23 protein-coding genes are annotated in these 21,669 nt (G+C 57.3%); 13 read left to right on the forward strand and 10 right to left on the reverse strand.

Annotated elements, in window-relative coordinates; all coding sequences use genetic code 11:
• Window positions 1-28: 28 nt before the first annotated feature.
• The 4 genes from rlmH to DU506_RS14025 form a co-directional block, all read right to left on the reverse strand.
• A complete protein-coding gene (gene rlmH / locus DU506_RS14010) occupies window positions 29-496 on the reverse strand; it encodes a 23S rRNA (pseudouridine(1915)-N(3))-methyltransferase RlmH (protein ID WP_114487527.1) in 468 nt (155 codons plus the stop codon).
• On the reverse strand, window positions 496-861 hold the full coding sequence (gene rsfS / locus DU506_RS14015) for a ribosome silencing factor (RefSeq protein WP_114487528.1): 366 nt from the start codon (window positions 859-861) through the stop codon (window positions 496-498). Before rsfS ends, rlmH begins: the two co-directional genes overlap by 1 nt.
• A 111-nt stretch (window positions 862-972) precedes the next feature.
• Window positions 973-1,638 carry a nicotinate-nucleotide adenylyltransferase gene (gene nadD / locus DU506_RS14020; protein ID WP_114487529.1) on the reverse strand — a complete coding sequence of 222 codons (666 nt, stop codon included), beginning with the start codon at window positions 1,636-1,638 and terminating at the stop codon, window positions 973-975.
• Window positions 1,639-1,650: 12 nt separating this feature from the next.
• On the reverse strand, window positions 1,651-2,958 hold the full coding sequence (locus tag DU506_RS14025; protein WP_114487530.1) for a glutamate-5-semialdehyde dehydrogenase: 1,308 nt from the start codon (window positions 2,956-2,958) through the stop codon (window positions 1,651-1,653).
• Between the two features lie 207 nt (window positions 2,959-3,165).
• On the opposite strand from DU506_RS14025, the gene DU506_RS14030 reads away from it, so the two are divergent.
• The 3 genes from DU506_RS14030 to DU506_RS14040 are packed head-to-tail and all read left to right on the forward strand — an operon-like array spanning window position 3,166 to window position 6,418.
• Window positions 3,166-4,035: a hypothetical protein gene (locus tag DU506_RS14030; RefSeq protein ID WP_114487531.1), complete on the forward strand. Its 870-nt coding sequence runs from the start codon at window positions 3,166-3,168 to the stop codon at window positions 4,033-4,035.
• On the forward strand, window positions 4,032-4,967 hold the full coding sequence (locus DU506_RS14035; protein WP_114487532.1) for a diguanylate cyclase domain-containing protein: 936 nt from the start codon (window positions 4,032-4,034) through the stop codon (window positions 4,965-4,967). The genes DU506_RS14030 and DU506_RS14035 overlap by 4 nt, the downstream gene beginning before the upstream one ends.
• A gap of 53 nt (window positions 4,968-5,020) precedes the next feature.
• Window positions 5,021-6,418 carry a bifunctional DedA family/phosphatase PAP2 family protein gene (locus DU506_RS14040; protein ID WP_114487533.1) on the forward strand — a complete coding sequence of 466 codons (1,398 nt, stop codon included), beginning with the start codon at window positions 5,021-5,023 and terminating at the stop codon, window positions 6,416-6,418.
• A 4-nt stretch (window positions 6,419-6,422) separates the two neighbouring features.
• Here DU506_RS14040 and DU506_RS14045 read toward each other — a convergent pair whose 3' ends face one another.
• The 3 genes from DU506_RS14045 to mpl are packed head-to-tail and all read right to left on the reverse strand — an operon-like array spanning window position 6,423 to window position 9,125.
• Window positions 6,423-7,046 (reverse strand): LysE family translocator, encoded by a 624-nt coding sequence (locus DU506_RS14045; protein WP_181870773.1) that lies wholly within the window; start codon window positions 7,044-7,046, stop codon window positions 6,423-6,425.
• Window positions 7,043-7,741 carry a flavin prenyltransferase UbiX gene (locus DU506_RS14050; RefSeq protein ID WP_114487535.1) on the reverse strand — a complete coding sequence of 233 codons (699 nt, stop codon included), beginning with the start codon at window positions 7,739-7,741 and terminating at the stop codon, window positions 7,043-7,045. Before DU506_RS14050 ends, DU506_RS14045 begins: the two co-directional genes overlap by 4 nt.
• On the reverse strand, window positions 7,731-9,125 hold the full coding sequence (gene mpl, locus DU506_RS14055; protein ID WP_114487536.1) for a UDP-N-acetylmuramate:L-alanyl-gamma-D-glutamyl-meso-diaminopimelate ligase: 1,395 nt from the start codon (window positions 9,123-9,125) through the stop codon (window positions 7,731-7,733). The genes DU506_RS14050 and mpl overlap by 11 nt, the downstream gene beginning before the upstream one ends.
• Before the next feature lie 155 nt (window positions 9,126-9,280).
• On the opposite strand from mpl, the gene DU506_RS14060 reads away from it, so the two are divergent.
• The 9 genes from DU506_RS14060 (at window position 9,281) to DU506_RS14100 (ending at window position 15,972) form a co-directional block, all read left to right on the forward strand.
• On the forward strand, window positions 9,281-9,676 hold the full coding sequence (locus DU506_RS14060; protein ID WP_114487537.1) for a glutaredoxin family protein: 396 nt from the start codon (window positions 9,281-9,283) through the stop codon (window positions 9,674-9,676).
• 83 nt (window positions 9,677-9,759) lie between these two features.
• The gene (gene trhA, locus DU506_RS14065) at window positions 9,760-10,416 is read left to right on the forward strand and encodes a PAQR family membrane homeostasis protein TrhA (RefSeq protein ID WP_114487554.1); all 657 of its coding nucleotides are present in this window, start codon (window positions 9,760-9,762) and stop codon (window positions 10,414-10,416) included.
• 94 nt (window positions 10,417-10,510) lie between these two features.
• Complete coding sequence (locus DU506_RS14070) at window positions 10,511-10,963, forward strand: DUF2170 family protein (protein WP_114487538.1); 453 nt, start codon at window positions 10,511-10,513, stop codon at window positions 10,961-10,963.
• Window positions 10,964-11,024: 61 nt separating this feature from the next.
• The gene (locus DU506_RS14075; protein ID WP_114487539.1) at window positions 11,025-11,726 is read left to right on the forward strand and encodes a PspA/IM30 family protein; all 702 of its coding nucleotides are present in this window, start codon (window positions 11,025-11,027) and stop codon (window positions 11,724-11,726) included.
• 65 nt (window positions 11,727-11,791) lie between these two features.
• Window positions 11,792-12,862, forward strand: a complete 1,071-nt coding sequence (locus DU506_RS14080; protein ID WP_114487540.1) for an ion channel — start codon at window positions 11,792-11,794, stop codon at window positions 12,860-12,862.
• Entirely contained in the window at window positions 12,862-13,581 is a 720-nt protein-coding gene (locus DU506_RS14085; protein ID WP_114487541.1) for a DUF2491 family protein, read from the forward strand. The genes DU506_RS14080 and DU506_RS14085 overlap by 1 nt, the downstream gene beginning before the upstream one ends.
• 97 nt (window positions 13,582-13,678) lie before the next feature.
• Window positions 13,679-14,092, forward strand: a complete 414-nt coding sequence (locus DU506_RS14090) for a DUF350 domain-containing protein (protein ID WP_114487555.1) — start codon at window positions 13,679-13,681, stop codon at window positions 14,090-14,092.
• 11 nt (window positions 14,093-14,103) lie between these two features.
• The gene (locus DU506_RS14095) at window positions 14,104-14,727 is read left to right on the forward strand and encodes a DUF1190 domain-containing protein (RefSeq protein ID WP_114487542.1); all 624 of its coding nucleotides are present in this window, start codon (window positions 14,104-14,106) and stop codon (window positions 14,725-14,727) included.
• A gap of 78 nt (window positions 14,728-14,805) precedes the next feature.
• Complete coding sequence (locus tag DU506_RS14100; protein ID WP_114487543.1) at window positions 14,806-15,972, forward strand: glutathionylspermidine synthase family protein; 1,167 nt, start codon at window positions 14,806-14,808, stop codon at window positions 15,970-15,972.
• 80 nt (window positions 15,973-16,052) lie between these two features.
• Here the strand turns inward: DU506_RS14100 and DU506_RS14105 are convergent, their stop codons facing one another.
• The 3 genes from DU506_RS14105 to DU506_RS14115 all read right to left on the reverse strand — a co-directional run bounded on the left by DU506_RS14105 (window position 16,053) and on the right by DU506_RS14115 (window position 19,651).
• On the reverse strand, window positions 16,053-16,490 hold the full coding sequence (locus DU506_RS14105; protein ID WP_114487544.1) for a VOC family protein: 438 nt from the start codon (window positions 16,488-16,490) through the stop codon (window positions 16,053-16,055).
• Between the two features lie 128 nt (window positions 16,491-16,618).
• Window positions 16,619-18,064 carry an NAD(P)(+) transhydrogenase (Re/Si-specific) subunit beta gene (locus DU506_RS14110; protein ID WP_114487545.1) on the reverse strand — a complete coding sequence of 482 codons (1,446 nt, stop codon included), beginning with the start codon at window positions 18,062-18,064 and terminating at the stop codon, window positions 16,619-16,621.
• 15 nt (window positions 18,065-18,079) lie between these two features.
• Entirely contained in the window at window positions 18,080-19,651 is a 1,572-nt protein-coding gene (locus DU506_RS14115; protein WP_114487546.1) for a Re/Si-specific NAD(P)(+) transhydrogenase subunit alpha, read from the reverse strand.
• Window positions 19,652-19,980: 329 nt separating this feature from the next.
• Between DU506_RS14115 and DU506_RS14120 the strand changes: the two genes are divergently transcribed.
• Window positions 19,981-21,549: an ABC transporter substrate-binding protein gene (locus DU506_RS14120; RefSeq protein WP_114487556.1), complete on the forward strand. Its 1,569-nt coding sequence runs from the start codon at window positions 19,981-19,983 to the stop codon at window positions 21,547-21,549.
• The last annotated feature ends 120 nt before the right edge of the window (window positions 21,550-21,669 follow it).

Below are 21,669 nucleotides of genomic sequence, written 5' to 3' on the forward strand. Positions count from 1 at the left end.
GATAGTCAAATATAGGCAAACTGGTAATTTAACGGTGGTAGGGATGACCGACCAGCAATGTCCAGGCACGATAAAGTTGTTCGGCCAACATGATCCTGACCAGCGGGTGGGGTAGCGTCAACGGCGACAACGACCAATGCTGATCCGCTTGAGCGGAAAGTTCGGGCGCTAGACCATCCGGCCCTCCCACCAGCAATACAACGTCACGCCCTTGCATCCGCCACTCGTCCGCTTCTCGAGCCAACTGCTCGGTGCTCCAGGGCTTCCCTTTTACTTCCAACGCCACGCAGTGCTCATTACCGCGTAGTTTGTCACGGATGCGCCCGGCTTCTTGATTGATCGCTCGGGGAATGTCGGCATTCTTGCCCCGCTGCCCCAGCGCGATTTCTTCAATTTCCAGGCTAAAATCCCGTGGCAAACGTTTGCGGTAAGTCTCGACGCCCTCGTCTACCCAAGCGGGCATGCGAGTACCCACCGCCAACAAGCGAATCTTCATTAGCTCAGCGTCTGCTCCAGCGTAGCTAGTGAGCTATCCGCGGGCAGATCCGCCCATAACCGTTCCAGATCATACAGCTGGCGCGCTTCGGGAAGCATGACGTGGACCACGATGTCCCCCAAGTCGACCAGCACCCAGTCTGCATTGGGCCCGCCTTCCACGCCCTTGGGCCGCAGCCCTTGCGCCTTGGCCTTTTCCACCACGTTTTCAGCCAGTGCTGCGACATGACGAGTGGACGTACCGCTGGCGATCACCATTAAATCGGTAACATCGGTAAGGCTGGAAACATCCAGCTGCGAGACATCTCGCGCCTTGAGTTCTTCCAGCGCATCAATCGCTAATAACTTGAGTGTTTCGATGTGCATAACTCCTGAATTACAACCCCTGAAATAACTGACAGAATCGAGCCGGCCATTGTAACGGCTTATGGCGTGGCTGCCAGCGCTATCGACGGTTTAGCCGTTCCGATCGACAATTTATTCATTCCGATACAGCGCTTTCTGGATAATCAGTCGTTCGACGGCTTCCGGCACCAGGTAACGGACACTTTGGCCTGCTGCCAGTCGATGCCGAATGCCGGTTGCCGAAATCGCCATGCGCGAGGGTAAGCTCAAACGTAACAGGCCTCCTTTCGCATGCCTCATCAGTTCCGACACGCTATCGACTTCCCTTTCGCCCAGCAGTTCCCTCAACTCCCCAGGAAGAGGGTCGTTGTAGCCAGGGCGATCGATTACCACGACATGTGCCAGCTCGAACAAACGGCGCGGTGCATGCCATTGAGCCAGTTTGAGAAACGCATCATGGCCGACTACCATCATCAATCTTGCCTGGTCGCCGTACTGTTCACGCAACTCAGCCAATGTATCGGCACTGTAAGAAGGTCCGGCGCGGTGCAGTTCGCGATCATCCGCGACCAGCCCCGGCGTATCCCCGATGCCCGCCTGCAGCAGGGCCAGACGGGTTTCCGGGGCAACCCGAGGCTCGCCGCGCAAGGGAGGCTGCGGGGCGGGTATCATGTGCAACCGCTTAAGCCCCAGCGCTTCGTGAAGTTCTACGGCGCTACGTAAGTGGCCCAGATGCACCGGGTCGAATGTCCCCCCCAGCATGCCGATACGCTGAAAGGTCGGCTGACAGTTACTCATGGGCATCCCGGACTATTGACGTACCTGGCCATCGCCGAACACTACGTATTTCTGCGTGGTCAGGCCTTGCAGGCCTACCGGCCCGCGGGCATGCAGTTTATCGGTGGAAATACCGATTTCCGCGCCCAGGCCGTATTCGAAGCCATCGGCAAAACGAGTCGAAGCGTTGACGATCACCGAGCTGGAATCCACTTCCGCCATGAAGCGCCGGGCAAGCCCGTAATGGTCGGTGACGATGGCATCAGTATGGTGGGAACCATAACGCTCGATATGCGCCATCGCCGCATCGATACCATCGACCACTTTGACCGCCAGCACCGGCGCCAGGTATTCGGCATGCCAGTCGTCTTCCGTGGCCACGCCTACATCAGGCAAGATGGCTCGGGTACGCTCGCAGCCGCGCAGCTCCACCTGATGGTCGGCATAGGCCGCCGCCAGAACCGGCAGCATCTCAGCAGCAATCGAGGCATCCAGCAACAGCGTTTCCATGGTGTTGCAGGTACCGTAACGATGGGTCTTGGCATTCACCGCAATTGCCAAGGCTTTGGCCTTGTCCGCCGTGGCATCGATGTAAACATGACAAACACCGTCAAGGTGCTTAATCACCGGCACCCGGGCATCACGCGAAACACGTTCGATCAATGACTTGCCACCACGCGGGATAATCACATCGACGAATTCCGGCATGCTGATCAATTCGCCCACCGCGGCACGATCGGTGGTCGCCACCACCTGAACGGAGCTTTCCGCCAGACCGGCGTTGACAAGCCCGGCCTGAATGCAGGCACCAATCGCTGCATTGGAATCGAAGGCTTCCGAGCCACCGCGCAGAATGCAGGCATTTCCCGATTTCAGGCACAGGCTGGCCGCTTCCATGGTCACGTTCGGCCGAGACTCGTAGATGATGCCGATAACCCCCAAGGGGACCCGCATCTTGCCGACTTGAATACCGCTGGGTCGCGATTGCAAACCATCGATTTCACCCACCGGGTCGGGCAAGGCTGCCACTTGGCGCAGCCCTTCCAGCATGGCATCGATACGGCTGTCATCAAGCGCCAAGCGGTCAAGCAAGGCGGCGTCCAGGCCGCTCTCTCGGCCACGCTGCATATCACGCGCATTCGCGGCCAGCACCGTCTGGCGTGTTTGGTCGAGTTGCTCGGCCATCGCCAGCAAGGCGGCATTCTTGGTGCCGGTATCACACCGGCGCAGTGCGGATGCCGCCTTGCGGGCCGCCTGACCGAGTGAGTGCATATACGCAGTCACTTCCACCGGTGCGGCTTCACCGGCTCCATGCTTTTTCGACGATATTGAAACGCTCATGCCCTCTCCGTGCGTGGTTACGCCTAAACAAGTAAAGTGATAAACATCAGCATACGGTATCCTTAGGCTCGCTGCGTCATCAGGATACTTTCACAATGCCGACAGGGCGCAGCTGACCGGCGACGCCATAGAGCGTTACCTCAGTGTTTCGCTCATCATCGCAAATACGTCAGTGCTAACAATTATCTCAACGAATAGTAAGGCACCATGCAGAGCAAGTACAAAATCAGCCTGCTGCGCGGCAATCTGCTTGCCGCCGCAGCGACCATGGCTTTCTGGACCCAGACCGCGCTGCCTCAGGCGGCAGCTTTATTATGGCTGAGCGTGGGCTGGTTGCTGGTGATGGCATTACTGCTTGAATTCAGTCATCGCCGCTCTCGAGGGTTACCTTGGCAGCTCTTGCCCGGTCTGCTGTTGATGGCGTTGATCAGCGTCGCACCGGAGCGACATGCATTACTGGTATGGGCCTGGGTGGCTCTGTTGATGCTACCCCAGCCTATCTGGGCATTAGCTTTCAATCTCGGCGCCGCCGCCATCAGCCTGATGGTCGTCACATCCATTCTCGGCACTCCCACCTGGATGCTACTGATCGCAACGTTGGGTGTATTGACGCTACTGGCGCTCTCTCGAGCTCGCCAGATGACGGATATGAACGGCGCCATTCGTCAACGCTTGCGCCTGATTCCAGGCTATAATCTCTGGCCCGGCGAACAGCTACTGCGCGACCTGCCTCGTGAACAGATTCGCTGTGAGCGGGAAAGCGTGCATGGTGAGTTGCTGGTGCTGCAGGTCAAACGTCATCAACTCTGGTCCATTGCACGCAAGCTAAGCGAGCTGACTTATGATTTCGAAAATGTCTATCGCCTGGATGGCACCACGCTCGCTACCTTATTGTTGGCACCTTCACCACAGGAAGCTGCAACACGACGCATCCTTTTGCTTACAGCCCTGCCTGACACGATCGTAAGTCAACGCTATCCCTTGATGGAGGTAGAGTCGCAATCTTTGAACCTGGCATCATTACGCCAAGCGTCTCTTCTCCTCTCGCCAGCACCTTCGGCGGAGGATATCTCATGACCCAACACCGTTTTTCCGGGCGTCTGATGACCCTGGCCTATTGCCTTAGCTTACTCTTGATAGCCGTTTATACGCTCTGGCTTTACGCCATGGGAGAATACCAGCAGTTATTGCTAACCGCCTTCGTGATGCTGATCATGCTGGCCACTCTTCTGCTGCATCTAGGCCAGGGGCTACAGGCGTATTCGCCCCGAGTGCTGGCACTTGGCTGCACCTTTCTACTGGTGATCTTCGCTTTGCATCAACGCCCCGAGACCTCCATTCTCTGGGTAGGCTTGCCCATCACCGCCACTTTCCTGCTGCTACCGTTATGGGCGGCCTTCATCATCAGTTTGGGCATGATCCCGGTCTGGTACTGGTTACCGCTGGGTTCACAGCTAGGCTGGGATACCGCTTGGGGTTATCTGACGCTGGTTCTACTGCTGGCCTTGCCTCGTGGCGAGCACGTACGTCGCCGAGCGCTACTTCGTGCCACCGACCCCAACGACAGTGAATGTGATGCGTATCATATAGACACTCTCAATGAACGCTTGCGCAGCGAATACCAGCGTGCCGCCATGCTGAACCAGCAACTTGCCGTCCTGGTCATTCATCTGCCGCAACTGGACATGGCGGGTGAGCAATTCGGCAATCGCGCTCGCCTAGCCTTGCTCGAGGCGTTATGCACGGATGTCTACGGCGGTTGTCGTGAACATGATATTCTCGGCCGAGCCGGTCCCACCACCTTCTGGCTGGTGCTCCCGGACACCAGCGAAAGCGGCGCCCTGTTGGTGCGTGAACGCCTGCAACGCTCGCTTTCCCAGCGTGTTCTAGTGGAAACCGGGCAGCTCGAGGTGCGCATCGCTGCCTGTCTGCCTTCTCGACAGGAACTGTTTGCACGCTACTTGAAACGCCTGCAAGCGCGTGCCGACGCTCTTACTGAGCTCATCTGACACTTCACAATCCTCTTTCTATTTCTTGACTCACTTATTCAAGGAAGCCGCCTGTGTCGCTTGCCGATACGCTGTACCAACTCACCCCATCCCCTGCGGCATTGCTACTGTTGCTGCTATTGATTGCGCTGGTGGAATCGCTGGCGTTGGTGGGGTTGCTGGTCCCCGGAGTGTTGCTGATAACCGCTGCCGCGTCACTGGCGGGCCATCAGGAATTGGCCTTGGTCTGGGTGATCGGCGTGGCATTCATTGGGGCGGTGATCGGTGATGGCGTAAGCTTCGGCCTGGGGTACCTTCAGCGTGAACGCGTCACTCGATTATGGCCACTTTCGCGACATCCGGAATGGTTGGCGCGGGGGGCACGTTTCTTTCGACGTTACGGCCCCTTTTCAGTGTTTTTCGGTCGTTTCATAGGGCCAGTGCGCCCGGTAATCCCCTTGATTGCCGGCATGCTGCACATGCGGCCTCTCACTTTTATCTGGGCCAATCTGGCCTCGGCCGCGCTTTGGGCGCCGGCTTACATCTTGCCAGGCTATCTGCTCGGGCGTACCTGGGAACAGTTACTGGACTTCCCTCCAGGATTTGAAACCTGGTTGATCACGTTCGCCCTGATCGTGGTGGGGCTGGCTGTGGTATTTTCCTGGGGCCGTGCGCAGTTGGCGCGGGAGGGGCGCCTGTATCGCTTGACGGCGGGCGTTGCGCGTCGGGTACCGTTGCTGCGGCGCCCCTGGCTCGCCATGAGCCAAAGCGGCGAAGTGCCCTTGGCTTCTACACTACTGCTGGTGATTTCTCTGGGCGCCCTCTCGGGCTGGACATTGATGGTGCTTTCACACCATGGCCCCATGCCCATGGATACCCAGCTGCAACAGCTGGTGATGGCACTGCAGACACCCTTTCTGAACCAGCTAAGCCAAATCATGGCGAGCATCGGTGACAAATACGGTGTCCTGGCGCTCTTTCTCCCTTGGGGACTATGGCTATTGGCCAAACGCCACATCGCCGCCCTGTTGCACTGGTTGGCCGCACTGGGCGGCATTGCCCTATTGAACATCTGGGGCAAGAATTTCTTTGCAAGACCGCGCCCCGAAACCCCCGATTACTTGACTGGCTCGCTAGCCTACCCCAGTGCTCATAGCTCCACCGCCGTGGTTCTATTCGGCCTGGCGGCGGCCTTCGTCGCCGCGGAACTACCTCACCATAAGCGCTTCTGGATATATTGGGTGGCAATGGCATTGGCCTTGCCCATGGCACTTTCCCGTCTGGTGCTGGGCGTGCACTGGTTCAGCGATCTAGTGGGTGGCGCCCTGCTGGGGTTAGTGGTCTGCGCCCTGGTGCAGCTCAACTGGCAAAGCCGCCCCCGCCGATCGCTTAGCCCCTGCCCCTGGCAGGCATTGACGGTGGCGTCCCTGGTATTGGTAAGCGCCCGGGTGGTGTTGTTGTCGCCGGTTTAGCGCCCTAGCCCAGCGCCAGCCATAAACCGACCCCTACCATCAAGCCCCCGGCGATACGGTTGAGCAGGCGGACATTACTGCTTTCCCCCAATAGCTTGCGCAAGGTACTGCCACCCGTCGCGTATACCAGCATACTGAAAAATTCGATGGTGAGAATCACGCTGATCAACACCACCAATTGCTTGGCCAGCGGCCGTGAAGCATCGAGAAAAGGCGGCAGCAATACCATGAAGAATGCCCACCCCTTGGGGTTGGCCACGGCGGTAAGAAAGCCTTGCAAGGCAAGTTGAACGCGCCCGGCGGGAGCGGCAACCTCTAACTCCAGCGGAATCGCCATGCGCCCGCGCGAGCGCCACATCATTACGCCGAGATAACCCAGATAAGCCCCGCCTACCCACTTGAACAAGGCAAACAGTTCCGGCTGGCGCAACATCAATGCCGCCACACCGGCACCCGCCGCCGTGGCTACCAAGCCTACCCCGGCCAGCTCACCGATCATCATCCATAAGGTCCGTTTGACCCCTTGCGTCATGCCAAGCACCATCGCCAGGGTCATGCACATGCCTGGGGTCAGCGACACCAACAGGAAGGTCGGCACGAACACAGTCACCATCGCCCAGGACATCATGAGCCCGGAACCGAACCCGGCGTTTCGCCCCAACGCGGCATCAGGGCATGCTGAATGCCTAACTGGTTGAGGATTCTCGCGACGATAAAATCGATCAGGTCATCCACGCCTTGAGGACGATGATAGAAACCGGGTGCTGCAGGCAAAATCACCACGCCCAAGCGGCTCAAGGTCAGCATGTGCTCCAGATGAATCGCCGAAAATGGTGTCTCTCGTGGCACCATGATCAGCTGACGACGCTCCTTGATCGCCACATCGGCGGCACGTTCGATCAGGTTATTGCTCGCACCGCAGGCCACCGCGGAAAGCGTGCCCGTCGAGCAAGGGCATACCACCATGGCTGAAGAAGCACCCGACCCCGAAGCCACCGGCGACATCCAGTCCTCCCGACCGAAACAACGAATCTGTCCTGCAGCGGCGCCACTGCGCTCACAGAGTGCTTGGGCCAGTCGCTCGGGCTGTGCAGGCAGCGATATCTCCATCTCGGTGGCAATCACCATGTGCGCAGCCTTGGAGATCATCACCCAGACTTCATGGCCGGACGCCACCAGCACATCGATCAACCGCAGGCCGTACTGGGCGCCGGAGGCACCGGTCAAGGCGACCGTGATCGGCGAGCGAAAGCCAGCACTTACGCCAGCAGTAGCTACAGCGCTGGGGCTGGAGCCGGAAATTGAAACAGAATCAATGGCCATGCGTGTCCTTATAACGAGTCCTCAGTGCCTGCAGCAATAATTCATGGACGCCCCCGAAAGCCCCGTTGGACATCACCACGATACGATCCAACGGCTTGGCAGCCGCCGTCACTGCGGCTACCAGTTCACTGATTTGATCATGCAATGCCGCCGCCTGAGTCTGTTGGGCAATGACATCCGCCAACGACCAGTCGAGCCCCGGTGGCTGATACCAGAACACTTGGTCGGCAAGCGCCACGCTGCCACTCAGACGGTCACGCAGCGCGCCCAGACGCATCGTGTTGGAGCGTGGTTCGATGACCGCCAGCAGCCGCCCTTTCGGTGTTGCCGCGCGCAGTCCCTGCAAGGTGGCGGCTATCGCGGTGGGATGATGCGCGAAGTCGTCGATCACCTGAATTCCGTTGACTTCACCGCGTACTTCCTGGCGCCGCCGCGGTGTTTCAAAACGTGAAAGTGCCGCACAGCCACGAGCCAGATCCACGCCGCAGGCATGCGCCGCCGCCAATGCCGCCAAGGCATTGCGTGCGTTGTGCTCGCCGGTCAATGACCAGTCCACCACGGCATCCTCGCCACCCTGGGCATTTTCATGAATTACCTGAAAACGGCTGGCATCGTCACGTTCCAGTGCCAATCGCCAAGGGCTTTGCGGCTGGGTACCGAAACGCTCGACTGGGGTCCAGGCTCCTTGAGCCAGCACCCGCTCCAGTGCCGGCTGCTCATCGGCTACCAGCAACTTTCCGTTGCTTGGAACCGTGCGCACCAAATGATGAAACTGCCGTTCGATTGCCGCCAAATCCTCGAAGATGTCGGCATGATCGAACTCCAGGTTATTGAGTACCGCGATGGTGGGTCGGTAATGCACGAACTTGGAACGCTTGTCGAAAAATGCCGTGTCATACTCATCGGCTTCCACTACAAAAGGTCCGTCGGCTGCTCCCAACCGCGCGGAAACCCCGAAGTTGCGCGGCACTCCACCAATCAGAAAGCCGGGATTAAGCCCTGCCGACTCCAGCAACCAGGCAAGCAAGCTGGCCGTGGTGGTCTTGCCGTGGGTACCCGCCAGAGCGATTACCTTGCGTCCCGGCAGCACTTTTTCCGCCAACCACTGCGGCCCGGAACTATATGCAAGGCCGCTGTTCAAAAGTGCTTCCACTTCGGGATTTCCCCTGGAAAGAGCGTTACCCACCACGACTTGATCCGGCACAGGCACAAGATTTTCCGCCCGGTATCCCTCATGCAGAACGATACCCGCCTCAGCCAATTGCGTACTCATGGGCGGGTAGACGTTGGCGTCGGAGCCACTGACCTCCAGGCCAAGCTCGCGTGCCAGTAATGCCAGGCTACCCATGAAGGTGCCGCAAATCCCGATGATATGAAGATGCATGAAGGTCAAACCCCTGACAACAGTCAAAAACAGTTTGGCAGCCTAGCATGACAAGCGGTTTTGCTCATCCATGGCAGTGACAATAGCAGCCAGTTGTTGCAGGATGCGTCCACGCTTTATTCCACTGTTTTTACATAATTATTAAGGATGGCTTCATGAGAATCGTGATTCGTTACTTCTTTCGCGGCCTACGCCTGGTGCTAGCACCGGTCATGCTGATCGCGGAAAAGCTTTCCACTCCGCAAGCCGTCGAGCGTAGCGAAGAAGAGCAGGCCAAGGTCGACGCCGAATGTAAAAATCTTGCACTCTATCAATTTCGCACCTGCCCATTCTGCATTAAAGTACGCAAGGAAATAGCGCGCCTGGGGCTTGATATCGAATTACGCGACGCCCAACTCGACCCTGAGCACAAGAAGGCGCTGCAGGAAGGCGGAGGCAGGGTAAAAGTACCCTGCCTGAAAATCAGCCATACTGATGGACAGGATCAATGGCTGTATGAATCCGACGATATCAATGCCTGGCTACACAAGCGTTTCGGTAAGCCGGCTTGATGATCAACCCCACGCTTTGAGAGAAAGAAAGAAAGCAAGAAGAAGCTAGCCAGCGACGAATGACGCTGATGCCGGAGGGCTCGATGAGGGAATGGCTACCTGCACCCAGACGTAATCAGTCATTGGGTGAAGAAATCGCCAACAGTATCAGTCATGGTCTAGGCTTGGTTGCCGCTGTGGTGGGAACGCCCTTTCTCGTGAAACAGGCAGGGCTTCATGAAGACATCGGTTTCGTCATTGGCACCTACGTTTTCGCCACCAGCATGATAATTCTCTACCTGTCCTCCACCCTCTACCATGCGCTGCCCCAGGGACAATCAAAGCGAGTGTTTCGAGTCATCGAGCACTCCGCCATCTACCTGCTGATTGCCGGCACCTATACACCTTTTACGCTCGGGGTCCTGCAAGGTACCTGGGGCTGGTGGCTACTGGGAGCTGTCTGGATGCTTGCTCTTCTCGGCGTATTGCAAAAAGCCTTCGGCAGGGGCTCTCACCCCGTGGTTTCCACGGGCCTCTATCTGGCGATGGGATGGCTGATCGTCGTGGCGCTTGGACCCTTGGTGGAGAGTATGTCGCCCTCGGGGCTTTCCTGGCTCGTCGCAGGCGGTCTCTCCTATACCTTAGGCGTGGTCTTCTTCGCCATGGACGCCCGGCTGCGCTACGGGCATTTTGTGTGGCATCTTTTCGTGATGCTGGGCACTCTGTGCCATTACTTCGCTATTTTGTGGTATGCAATATAAAACACGCTTTTTCATTGGCCACCGACCCTGAGCGCCTTTAGTACAGACAAGATATGGCAATACGACCGACACCACCGGCCCCATGGAGACATAGATGGACGTGAACAACAGCCCCACCCCGCTTGATGCAAAAGCCCTTTTCGATATTGTCAACGATAAGAGCTCTTCCGTTCTCCCGGAGTTGGCCTGGCCGGAAGGCGACGTCACCCTGGACGCGGATAACAATACCGTGATCTGGGAACTCAGTGACTATGGCAATCTCACCATTACCCTTTCGCGTAGCGAAAATGAATGGGTAGCGATGACACCGATCGCCCCTATGACCAGCATCAAGGAACAAGCGACTCTCAACGAAATTCTGTTACGCCAAGGATTGATCCTGCCGCTCGCCTCCATCGGCATCACCGATATTGGCGGCCACGCTTATTACGTCGCTTATGGCCAGCTGTTCGGTGACTCCAAGCTTGAATCCCTCTGTGCCGAACTTCACGCCACGGCCGGGGCGGCGATGGAAGTGGCAGGGCTTATCCAGGAGCATTTTTCCTGAGACCAGGCGTCGTCACTGAAATAATTATCCAGTTATCTAACGGTTAAAATGAGGAATCAACATGTTGAACAAGTTACTGACGGCCTTTCGCGGCAAAGCGACCGAAACCGGCCAAGCCGTGGTCGATTCACAGGCATTGCGCATTCTCGATCAGGAAATTCGCGATTCAGAAGCCCAGTTGGGCAAATCCAAGACCGAATTGACGCGCCTGATGGGGCAACGACAGCTCAATGCCAACAAGGCGAGTACTCTTGAAAGCAAGATATCCCAACTGGAGCAAAGTGCCGCAGCCGCCCTGGATAAAGGCGAGGAAGAACTGGCTGTGGAAGTCGCCAACCGTATCGTGGCATTGCAGGATGATCTGGACGCGGAACGTGCCATCGTGACTGAATACGACGCCAGTATTGAAAGCCTGCGCGGGGCCATTCGCGGCACCGAAAATCAGTTGCGCCAGTTCAAGCAGCAGGTCAGCGTGGTGAAAGCCACCGAATCGGCGCAGAAAGCCCAGTCCGCAGTTGCCGCTCGCCACTCCGGCCAGAACAGTGCGATGCACAGCGCCATGGAATCGCTCGACCGCATCAAGGAACGTCAGCAGCTCGACTCCGCCCAGATGAAAGCCGCCGATCAAATGGCCGCCGAAGAAAGTGGAAGCTCTCTCGAAGCACGCCTGAAAGATGCCGGCATCGGGGCCACCAATCGAAAGGCCGATGATGTACTGGCGCGCCTGAAAGCGAAAAGCAACAAGGACTCGGCCCCCGAATAAGCCTCACCCATGACAGACCTGCCCTTTCGGGCAGGTCTTGAGTAATGTTGCGAAAAGGAAGGGCCGTGCCGATTTTCTTGCGCCTGATGAAAGCGCTGCAGGCATCCACCATCAACGTCAGCTGGACGTTTCTGCTGATTGTCGTGCTTGGCCATGCCAGCTTGTCCTGGGCCATGATGGCGCTGGCAAGCGAGCCGATTGCCCAGAGCCTCGGCTTGTGGGTCTACTTCTACATAACCACGACCACAACGGTGGGCTACGGCGATTTCAGCCCCATCACCGGCGCTGGCCAATGGATCGCTGCGCTGTGGCTCATCCCCGGCGGGATCATGCTCTTTGCCGCTTTTATCGGCAAGGCCACGGCAAACGTCAGCGAAGCTTGGAGACATATCATGCAGGGGAAAGCCAACCACCAGGACCTTTCCGGCCATACGCTGATCATCGGCTGGCACGGCGAGCCGACGAAAAAGATTATCAATATCCTTCTGGAGGACCGCAACCTGCCGGACGACATCGTTCTGTGTGTGGTCAAGGATATCGACAATCCCATGCCCGGCACCGTCAAGTTTGTTAAAGGCGATAGCTTTTCCAGCCCGGAGTTACTGGCACGTGCGGGCGTCAAGGGGGCCAGTCGCATCATCATCTATGACGATGCCGACGAACGCGTGGCCACCATCGCTCTCTCGGTCTATGACCAGAAGCGCCCGGATTGCCATGTCGTGGCTCATTGCGACAACCACGCCACGGCCAACATGTTACGCCGCACCCTGCCGGGTATCGAATGTACCGAAGGACTTTCCATCGAAATGCTGGTGCGCTCGGCGACCGATGCAGGCATCAGTCGCGTCGTCAACGAGTTGCTGGCCATCAACCATGGAGCCACCCAGTATCAGACCCGCCTCCCCCAAGCAACGCCAGCCGTACACTACGGCGACCTCATGAACGTGGCAAAAGCTCAGTACAACATCACCTTATTGGGCGCATGTCGATCGGGAACGCAAGACACCCAACTGCTCAACCCGCCGTTCGAACATGTGCTCGCCCCAGGCGACACCCTTTACTACATGGGAGATAAGCGCCTGTCCGAAAAAGATATTCTCACATTGCTCAACCATGCCACAGCAGGAGCTGCGTAATGTTCAAGACGCTCAAAGCACTGCTTCGTTCAACGCAACAGGACACCAGAGCCGACAACTCAGCCATACCCGCCACGGGACTGCCGCCGATGGTTTCTCTGGAAACGGTCGAAGGCTTGCGCCTGGATGGTCGGGTCAAGATACAGCTGATCGGCTTGCGTGCCCACGAGGATGCCCTCTTTGCCTGGGACGATGACAGCTACCACCATATCGCTGCCGTAGGGCATGTCGACCTGGGGCAAGGTTCGCACCTGGTTCGCTTTTATCTGGACAACGATACCTGGCTGCAAGCCAATATCGAACACGGGCATGTCATCGAATACAAGCTCTTCGATTTCTACCGGGTGGCGCATGTCTCCGATAGTGAGTTCGATACCTTGATCAACGGGGTCGAGAAAAAAGCCGATACATTGGGCGCCAATTGCGTCACCCTCACCGCCGCGCCGCCCGCGGAACGTAGCTGTGAATTCAACCGCGTTTGGGGTGCCCCCGACAGCCTCTGGTCGGCGCCGGTGGTCTTCGAGGAAAGCGTGACGACACTGGAAAGCCTCGTGCCCAGGCAGGTACGCCATCATGCCATGCTCTACGAACGCAACATCCAGGCTTCCGAACGTATGGAATACCTACTGATCAGTGCCGAGGATGACGGCCAGGGAAGCTTCATGGTGGTTTACAACCTGGGCGTGGATGTCGCTTCGGTGGATATCGACGCCCTCTAGTAACGTCGACGGCCTCATCTTTACAACATCATTTTCAGAACATGCTTTTTAGAACATATTTTTAAAACATCGCAAAAGGACCCACTGCATGGACAACATCGTACATTATCTACAAGGCTTGCCGTTTTTCTTCGCCTATTTGTTCGGCGCCATCATACTACTGGCCGCGTTCATGTTTTGCTACAGCCTTATCACGCCGCATCACGAATGGACATTGATTCGCCAGGGCAATGCGGCGGCGGCGGCGGCTTACGGTGGCTCTATCCTGGGTTTCACTATCCCGCTGTACAGCGCCATGGCCAATTCCGTCAGTTTCATTGATTTTCTGCTGTGGGGCATTATCGCCTTTTTCGTGCAGTTGGCGACGTTCTTCGGCTTCAAGCTGTTTTTACGCAAGCAGGGAGAAAGCCTGTCGCAGCATATCACCGAGGGTCACCACGCCTACGGCATTCTGGTAGCAACGGTATCCATTTCGGTTGGCTTGCTCAACGCCGCTTCAATGACGTGGTAAGGAGAGAGGACATGTCGACCCAAGATCAAACACCAAGCTTGCCACGCCGCAAGCGCAGCGCTCGCTTATCACTCGCTCTGATGGGAGTGGGCGCCTTCGGTTTAACGGCCTGTAGCCCTGAGCCGGAAGAACAGATTACCGACGTTCGCTTCGACGAGCCCAAGGCGTTCCAGAGCGTAGAAGAATGCGTTGCCGCCAACGTCTATACCCGCAATGCTTGTGAAGCCGCTTATGAAGCATCGCTTGAGGCAGTGCCACGCTTTGATTCGCTGGAAGCCTGTGAAGCCGAGCATGGCGAAGGCGCCTGTACGGCGCCGACCGAAGAGCAAGCGCAGGCTGCTACTGGAAGCAGTGGCGGTAGCTGGTTCATGCCCGCGATGATGGGCTACATGGTCGGCAACATGATGTCGAACACTAACCGTGGGCGTAGCATCGAGCGAGTCTACCAGGAACCGGTTTACCGCAACCGCCAGAACCAGGGCGACTGGAATGCCGCCACGAGAAATACCTCGCAGCGGGTAGCGCAGCGCAATGAAGCCACCCGTACCGCTGTGCGCCAGACGGCAAGCACCCGAGCCACCCAGCGCAGCGGTTTCGGCTCCAGTTCGTCAGCCCGAGGCGGCTGGGGTTCTTGAGGTTTCAAGCGCCAGCCGTTCCGGTTGGCGCCTCATTCTTGTCTTGTGACTCACCGGTTGTTGCACCCTGGGAACGCCATGCTGAAAATCGATATCGCCGAACGCCGCAACTGGAAAGGTTTGGCCAAAGAATTGGGCTTTCATTTCCACACCATCGAAGGCGCACCTTACTGGAAAGAAGCGGCGTATTACCAATTCACCTTGGCTCAGGTCGAAAATGACATTGAAGCCCCGACGGAAGCCTTGCACGAACTCTGCATGGCCATGGTCGAACGCGTCTGTCACTCCGATGAACTGATGCGACGCCTGGCGTTACCCGAATTCATGTGGGAAACCATTCGCCGCTCATGGACGGAGGGGCAGCCTCACCTCTATGGGCGCATGGATTTCGCCTACGACGGTAACGGACCGGCGAAACTTCTCGAACTGAACTACGACACCCCCACTTCCATCTACGAAGCGGGTTTTTTTCAGTGGGTGTGGCTGGAACAGGCCATTCAACAAGGGCTTATTCCGCGCCAGGCCGACCAGTACAACTCCATCCAGGAACGCCTGCTCAACGTCATGGCTCATCTGGGGCAGCGGCTCGAAGACGCAACGCTGCATTTCTCCTGCGTGAAAGATAACGTGGAAGAGCGGGCCACCGTGCATTACCTGCAGGATATCGCGGTTCAGGCCGGCCTCAAGGCGCCTTTCGTGTTCATGCAGGATATTGGCCTGAAGCCGGGCATGACGCATTTCGTCGATCTCGACGACAACCCGATTCGCGCCATCTTCAAGCTTTACCCTTGGGAAGAAATGGCCCATGACACTTTTGGCGAACAGCTGCCCGCCATGCAAACCCACTGGTTCGAGCCACCCTGGAAGGCGATTCTGTCCAATAAAGGCATTCTGCCGTTATTGTGGAAGTATAACGAAGGCCACCCCAACCTCTTGCCCGCCTTCTTCGACGACGACCCAAGCCAGCCGCTGCCCCCCGGTTGGGTGCGCAAGCCGTTTTTCTCGCGTGAGGGGAGCAATATCGAACTGGTCACCGATACCGGTGAACGCGAGTTTGTCGACGGGCCTTACACCGATAGCCCCTATATTCGTCAGGCGTATCAGCCCATGCCCAAATTCGGCGATCAGCATGCGCTGATCGGCAGCTGGGTGGTCGGCGATCGTGCCTGCGGCATGGGCATCCGTGAAGATAGCGGCAAGATCACCAAGGACACCTCCTGCTTTATTCCCCATGCCATTGTGTAAAGGAATATCGACTGCAAAGGAAATAGCGAGGCGCCTCTTGGCGATTAACCGCTCTTTTCCTTAAGGCTTCGAAGGCTGGCTCAGTTCTTCTTGAACAGCTGTTCGTCACGATTCTTGAAGGCCTTGAATTCCAGGGCGTTACCCGAAGGGTCGTAGAAGAACATGGTAGCCTGTTCACCGGCTTCACCCTTGAAGCGTATATAGGGCTCGATCTCGAAGGAGACGCCGTGTTCACGCAGCTTCTTGGCCAATGCCTCCCAGGACGCCATATCCAGCACCACGCCGAAATGCGGTACCGGCACGCCGTGACCATCGACCGGGTTCTTGTGGCTGGCGACGGGGTTGTCCTTGAGCGCGGGATTCAAATGACAGACGAACTGATGGCCGTAAAGATTGAAGTCCACCCAGCTTTCCGATGAGCGACCTTCCGGGCAACCCAGAAAATCCCCGTAGAATTGACGAGCTTCATCGATATCGCGCACTTGTACCGCGAGGTGAAAAGGATCAGACAGGTTCATGGTTACTCCTTGCCAGTGACAATTCTTTGCCAGTGCTATGTTGAACCGGAAAACCCGGGCCGATTTCGACGACCCGGGCGCTTATCCAACAGCTTATTACCAACAGCTTAATGCTCAAGCCAGGCGTTTCAGTCGATCAACGGCACCAGGGAATCGATACTGCTCTTGGCATCGCCGTAGAACATGCGCGTATTCTCCTTGAAGAATAGCGGATTCTCGATACCCGAGTAGCCAGTACCCTGCCCACGCTTGGAAACGAACACCTGCTTGGCATTCCATACTTCCAATACCGGCATACCGGCGATGGGGCTGTTGGGGTCCTCCTGTGCCGCCGGGTTCACGATATCGTTGGAGCCGATCACGATAACCACGTCCGTATTCGGAAAGTCATCATTGATCTCATCCATTTCCATCACGATGTCGTAAGGCACCCTAGCCTCGGCCAACAGCACATTCATGTGCCCCGGCAAGCGGCCCGCCACGGGATGAATCGCAAAGCGTACATTCTTGCCCGCATCGCGCAGCTTGCGTGTCAGTTCCCTGACCGAATTCTGCGCCTGGGCAACTGCCATGCCGTAACCTGGCACGATGATCACACTCTCGGCATCGTTGAGCGCCGCCGCCACACCACCGGCATCAATGGCCACCTGCTCGCCTTCGATCTCGGCGGACTCGCCCTTGGCGCCGCCGCCAAAGCCGCCCAGGATGACGCTGACAAAGTTGCGATTCATTGCCTTGCACATGATGTAGGAAAGAATCGCACCGGAAGACCCCACCAAGGCACCGGTAACGATCAAGAGGTCATTGGAAAGCGTGAACCCGATGGCCGCCGCCGCCCAGCCGGAATAGCTGTTGAGCATCGAAACTACCACCGGCATATCCGCCCCACCGATCCCCATGATCAAGTGATAACCGATGAAGAAAGCCAATGCCGCCAGCACCAGCAATGACCAGAAGCCCGCGCCGTTGAGATAGGCGATAGCCATGACCAGAGACAATACCGCCGCTGCGGCATTGAGCATGTGCCCGCCGGGCAACTGACGGGATTTACCATCGACCTTGCCTGCCAGCTTGCCGTAAGCAATCACCGAGCCGGTGAAGGTTACTGCGCCGATGAAGATGGCAAACACGATTTCGACTTGAAGAAACGTCAACTCGGCGGGGGTCTTGGTGACCAGCAGGGCGGCAAAGGCCGAAAATCTATCCGTGGCCTCGCCTAAAAGCAGTGCCGAGGCGACCCGGGTACGCTCCAGATCCGCGCTCCAGGCCACGAACACCGCCGCCAGACCCACGAAACTGTGCAGTGCTGCGACCAGTTGCGGCATTTCGGTCATCGCGACGCGCTTGGCGATATTCCAACCGATTACTGACCCGATAAGAACCATCGGGATCATGATCCAGTAGCTACCGATTCCGGGACCAAATGCAGTGAACAGCACCGCAATGGCCATGCCCACGATGCCATACCACACCGCTCGCTTGGCCTTTTCCTGATTACTCAACCCACCCAAGGAAAGGATGAAAAGTATACTTGCCGCAATTGCCGCGGCAGAAACGAAACCTTGACCTAACATGTCGTATCCCCGCGTTTATGATTTTTGGAACATGGCCAGCATCCGGCGTGTCACCAGGAAGCCACCCACGATATTGATGGTAGCGATCAGCACGGAAATCGCCGCAAGTATGACCACCACCCAGTTACCCGAGCCTATCTGCAAGACGGCCCCCAGAATGATGATCCCGGAAATGGCATTGGTCACCGCCATCAGCGGGGTATGTAGCGCATGGCTGACGTTCCAGATCACCTGATAACCTACGAAACAGGCCAGCACGAAAACGATCAGATGCTGCATGAACGATGCCGGTGCGATTTGCCCCAACACCAGCATGAGTAACCCGCCCACCCCCAGCAATGTCACCTGACGCTTGGTCTGAGTCCGGATCGCCGCAAGTTCGGCGACTTTCTTTTCTTCCGGCGTGGGCTCCTTGACCTTCTCCTTGGGCTTGGCAGCGGCAATCGCCTTTACCTTGGGCGGCGGAGGCGGAAAGGTGATCTCACCCTGATGAGTGACCGTGGCGCCACGAATCACGTCATCTTCCATGTCATGCACGACTTCACCATCTTTCTTCGGGGTGAGGTCGGTCAACATGTGGCGAATATTGGTGGAATATAGCAGCGATGACTGAGTCGCCATCCGCGAGGGAAAATCAGTGTAGCCGACAATGGTCACGCCGTTGTCGCTGACCACTTTCTCGTCGGGTTTGGTCAAATCGCAGTTGCCGCCCTTTTCGGCCGCCAAGTCGACAATCACCGAGCCGGGCTTCATGGCCTTGACCATGTCCTCGAGCCACAACTTGGGCGCGGGCCTACCCGGAATCAGCGCCGTGGTAATGACGATATCGACTTGGGGCGCCTGCTCGCGAAAACATTCCAGCTGTTTCTCGCGAAATTCAGGGCTGGAGGGCGCGGCATAGCCACCGCTGCCGGCACCATCCTGGTTCTCGTCGAAATCCAGAAACAGGAACTCGGCGCCCATGGATTCGATCTGTTCGGCCACTTCAGGCCGCACATCGAAGGCACGCACCATGGCGCCCAGGCTGGTCGCGGTGCCGATAGCCGAGAGCCCCGCCACACCGGCACCGATGATCAACACCTTGGCTGGAGGCACCTTGCCCGCCGCCGTGACCTGACCGGTGAAAAAACGCCCGAAGTTGTTGCCTGCTTCGATCACCGCGCGATAACCGGCGATATTGGCCATCGAGGACAGCGCATCCATCTTCTGCGCGCGGGAGATACGCGGCACCATGTCCATGGCGACCACGGTGGCTCCTTTGGCCCGGCACTCTTCCAGTAATGACTCATTCTGCGCTGGCCAGAAAAAGGCAATCAGTGTTTGACCTTCACGCAGGTAACCGACCTCCACCTGGGAAGGCTCGCGTACCTTGATGACGATCTCGGCATCGGCCCACAATTTTTCGGCGCTATCGATGACGGTAACACCGGCCTCTTTATAGGCTTCGTCGGAAAAACCCGCCGCCGCACCGGCCCCGCTTTCCACCAGGCATTCGTGGCCCAATTTTTGTATGTGTACGGCGCTCTCGGGCGTCAAAGCGACACGCGCTTCGCCCTTGGCCGTTTCCCTGGGTGCTCCAATCTTCACAGTAAACCTCCCGAATTGTTAATATTTTGGCTACTTATGTTGTGCCCGGATTCCTAACATAGCGTTAACGGCATGAAGAGCCACTGTTTTTTTGATTAGCCAACGGTAACGTCACTCTCTCCGCAACTCTCTCTATTCAGTGGACGAATGACGCCACTCACAATTTCGATTGCCTCAAGCGATAGGGTCTCTTTATGGTTAGCCTATGGCCTGCGGGTCGACCATGTCCACTCGCCGCTCGATATGTGCCCTATATCTCGAGCGATATGTTGGCGGGTTTTTCAAAATAATTAAATAGTATGGGAACTCCTATGCCCTTCAGAAGAACGATTTCCTTCAAAAAGACAATGCTGGCTTCTGTCATTGGTGCCACCCTTGCAGGCACTGCCTTGCTGCCCATGGCTGCCAGCGCGGAAACCCTGCGTGTCGGCTACGCAGCCGACCCGGAAACCCTCGATATCCACGAACAGCTTTCCGGTGGCATGCTGCGTTTCTCCCATCTTTCTTTTGATCCTCTGGTGCGCTGGACCAAGAATTTCGAGTTCGAGCCGCGCCTGGCCACTGAATGGGAACAGGTCGACGAAACCACCATGCGCATGAGCTTGCGTGAAGGCGTCACCTTCCATTCCGGCAACCCCCTCACCGCCGAAGACGTGGTCTGGACCATCGAGCGCTTGAAAGAAAGCCCCGACTACCGTGCCATTTTCGAGCCGGTGGAAAGTGCCGAAGCGATTGACGACCACACCATCGAGATCAAGACCAGCGAGCCCTACCCGTTGCTGCTCAACCTGGCCACTTACATCTTCCCCATGGATCGCGCCTTTTATACTGGCGAAACCGACGATGGCGATGACAAGTCCGAGATCGTCAAGGCGGGCAATTCCTATGCCTCGCGTCATGTCTCCGGCACCGGCCCGTTCATCGTCACCGAACGACGCCAAGGCGTGCGCGTGGATTTCGAACGCTTCGATGACTACTGGGATACCGATACAGGCAACGTCGACCGCATCGTGCTGACACCAATTGCCGAAAACGCCTCGCGTGTCGCGGCGCTGCTTTCCGGTGGTGTGGATTTCATTGATGCCGTGCCACCCAACGACCTGGAGCGTGTCCGTGAGGCCGACGATGTCAATCTGGTCGAGATCAATGGCACCCGTATCATCGGCTTCCAACTCAACGAAGAGCGCGTTGAAGCCTTCCAGGACCCAAGAGTACGCCAGGCCGTCGCCTACGCCATCAATCAGGAAGGCATCGCCGACCGCTTGATGCGCGGCTTTGCCACACCGGCAGCGCAGTTCTCACCGGAAGGCTACTCCGGCCACAACCCCGACCTGACACCGCGCTATGACGTCGAACGTGCCCAGGAACTGATGGCCGAAGCCGGTTATGCAGATGGTTTCACCATCGACATGATCGCTCCCAACAACCGTTACGTGAACGACGCCCAGATTGCCCAGGCTGTGTCTAACATGCTGGCGCGCATCAATATTGACGTGAACCTGCGCACCATGCCACTGGCCCAGTACTGGCCGGAATACGACACTCGCCAGTCCGACGCGGCAATGATCGGTTGGCACGCGGATACCGAAGACAGCGCCAACTTCTTCCAGTACCTGACCTTCTGTATCGATGAACAAACCGGGGCCGGGCAGTACAACTACGGTAGCTATTGCAACGAAGAAATTGACGCCTTGGTGACCGCGGCCGATAGCGAAACCGATCTGGAAAAGCGCAACGCAATGCTGCGTGAAGCGGAAGCCATGCTCTATGAAGATGCCGGTTACATTCCCCTGCACTGGCAGAACCTGGCTTACGCTGCACGCGAAGACGTGGATATCGAGCCCGTCGTCAACGCTATCGATTTCCCCTACCTGGGTGATCTCGTCATCAGCGAATAATCGCAAGTTTTACTAGAACGCATGGATGCTTCGCCCTTCGGCCATTTCCGAAGGGCGTGGCCTTATGCCGTGGCAAAACTTATCCCCCTGTTTTACTCCTTCATATAGGTGGCGCGAGCC

The sequence above is a fragment of the Vreelandella rituensis genome (genome assembly GCF_003336665.1).
In the GTDB taxonomy this organism is placed as follows: domain Bacteria; phylum Pseudomonadota; class Gammaproteobacteria; order Pseudomonadales; family Halomonadaceae; genus Vreelandella; species Vreelandella rituensis.

Excerpts from the sequence above, each read along its gene's own strand:
- rlmH (WP_114487527.1), bottom strand. The coding sequence starts at position 496 with ATGAAGATTCGCTTGTTGGCGGTGGGTACTCGCATGCCCGCTTGGGTA.
- rsfS (WP_114487528.1), bottom strand. The coding sequence starts at position 861 with ATGCACATCGAAACACTCAAGTTATTAGCGATTGATGCGCTGGAAGAA.
- nadD (WP_114487529.1), bottom strand. The coding sequence starts at position 1,638 with ATGAGTAACTGTCAGCCGACCTTTCAGCGTATCGGCATGCTGGGGGGG.
- DU506_RS14025 (WP_114487530.1), bottom strand. The coding sequence starts at position 2,958 with ATGAGCGTTTCAATATCGTCGAAAAAGCATGGAGCCGGTGAAGCCGCA.
- DU506_RS14030 (WP_114487531.1), top strand. The coding sequence starts at position 3,166 with ATGCAGAGCAAGTACAAAATCAGCCTGCTGCGCGGCAATCTGCTTGCC.
- DU506_RS14035 (WP_114487532.1), top strand. The coding sequence starts at position 4,032 with ATGACCCAACACCGTTTTTCCGGGCGTCTGATGACCCTGGCCTATTGC.
- DU506_RS14045 (WP_181870773.1), bottom strand. The coding sequence starts at position 7,046 with ATGATGTCCTGGGCGATGGTGACTGTGTTCGTGCCGACCTTCCTGTTG.
- DU506_RS14050 (WP_114487535.1), bottom strand. The coding sequence starts at position 7,741 with ATGGCCATTGATTCTGTTTCAATTTCCGGCTCCAGCCCCAGCGCTGTA.
- mpl (WP_114487536.1), bottom strand. The coding sequence starts at position 9,125 with ATGCATCTTCATATCATCGGGATTTGCGGCACCTTCATGGGTAGCCTG.
- DU506_RS14060 (WP_114487537.1), top strand. The coding sequence starts at position 9,281 with ATGAGAATCGTGATTCGTTACTTCTTTCGCGGCCTACGCCTGGTGCTA.
- trhA (WP_114487554.1), top strand. The coding sequence starts at position 9,760 with ATGAGGGAATGGCTACCTGCACCCAGACGTAATCAGTCATTGGGTGAA.
- DU506_RS14070 (WP_114487538.1), top strand. The coding sequence starts at position 10,511 with ATGGACGTGAACAACAGCCCCACCCCGCTTGATGCAAAAGCCCTTTTC.
- DU506_RS14075 (WP_114487539.1), top strand. The coding sequence starts at position 11,025 with ATGTTGAACAAGTTACTGACGGCCTTTCGCGGCAAAGCGACCGAAACC.
- DU506_RS14085 (WP_114487541.1), top strand. The coding sequence starts at position 12,862 with ATGTTCAAGACGCTCAAAGCACTGCTTCGTTCAACGCAACAGGACACC.
- DU506_RS14095 (WP_114487542.1), top strand. The coding sequence starts at position 14,104 with ATGTCGACCCAAGATCAAACACCAAGCTTGCCACGCCGCAAGCGCAGC.
- DU506_RS14100 (WP_114487543.1), top strand. The coding sequence starts at position 14,806 with ATGCTGAAAATCGATATCGCCGAACGCCGCAACTGGAAAGGTTTGGCC.
- DU506_RS14105 (WP_114487544.1), bottom strand. The coding sequence starts at position 16,490 with ATGAACCTGTCTGATCCTTTTCACCTCGCGGTACAAGTGCGCGATATC.
- DU506_RS14110 (WP_114487545.1), bottom strand. The coding sequence starts at position 18,064 with ATGTTAGGTCAAGGTTTCGTTTCTGCCGCGGCAATTGCGGCAAGTATA.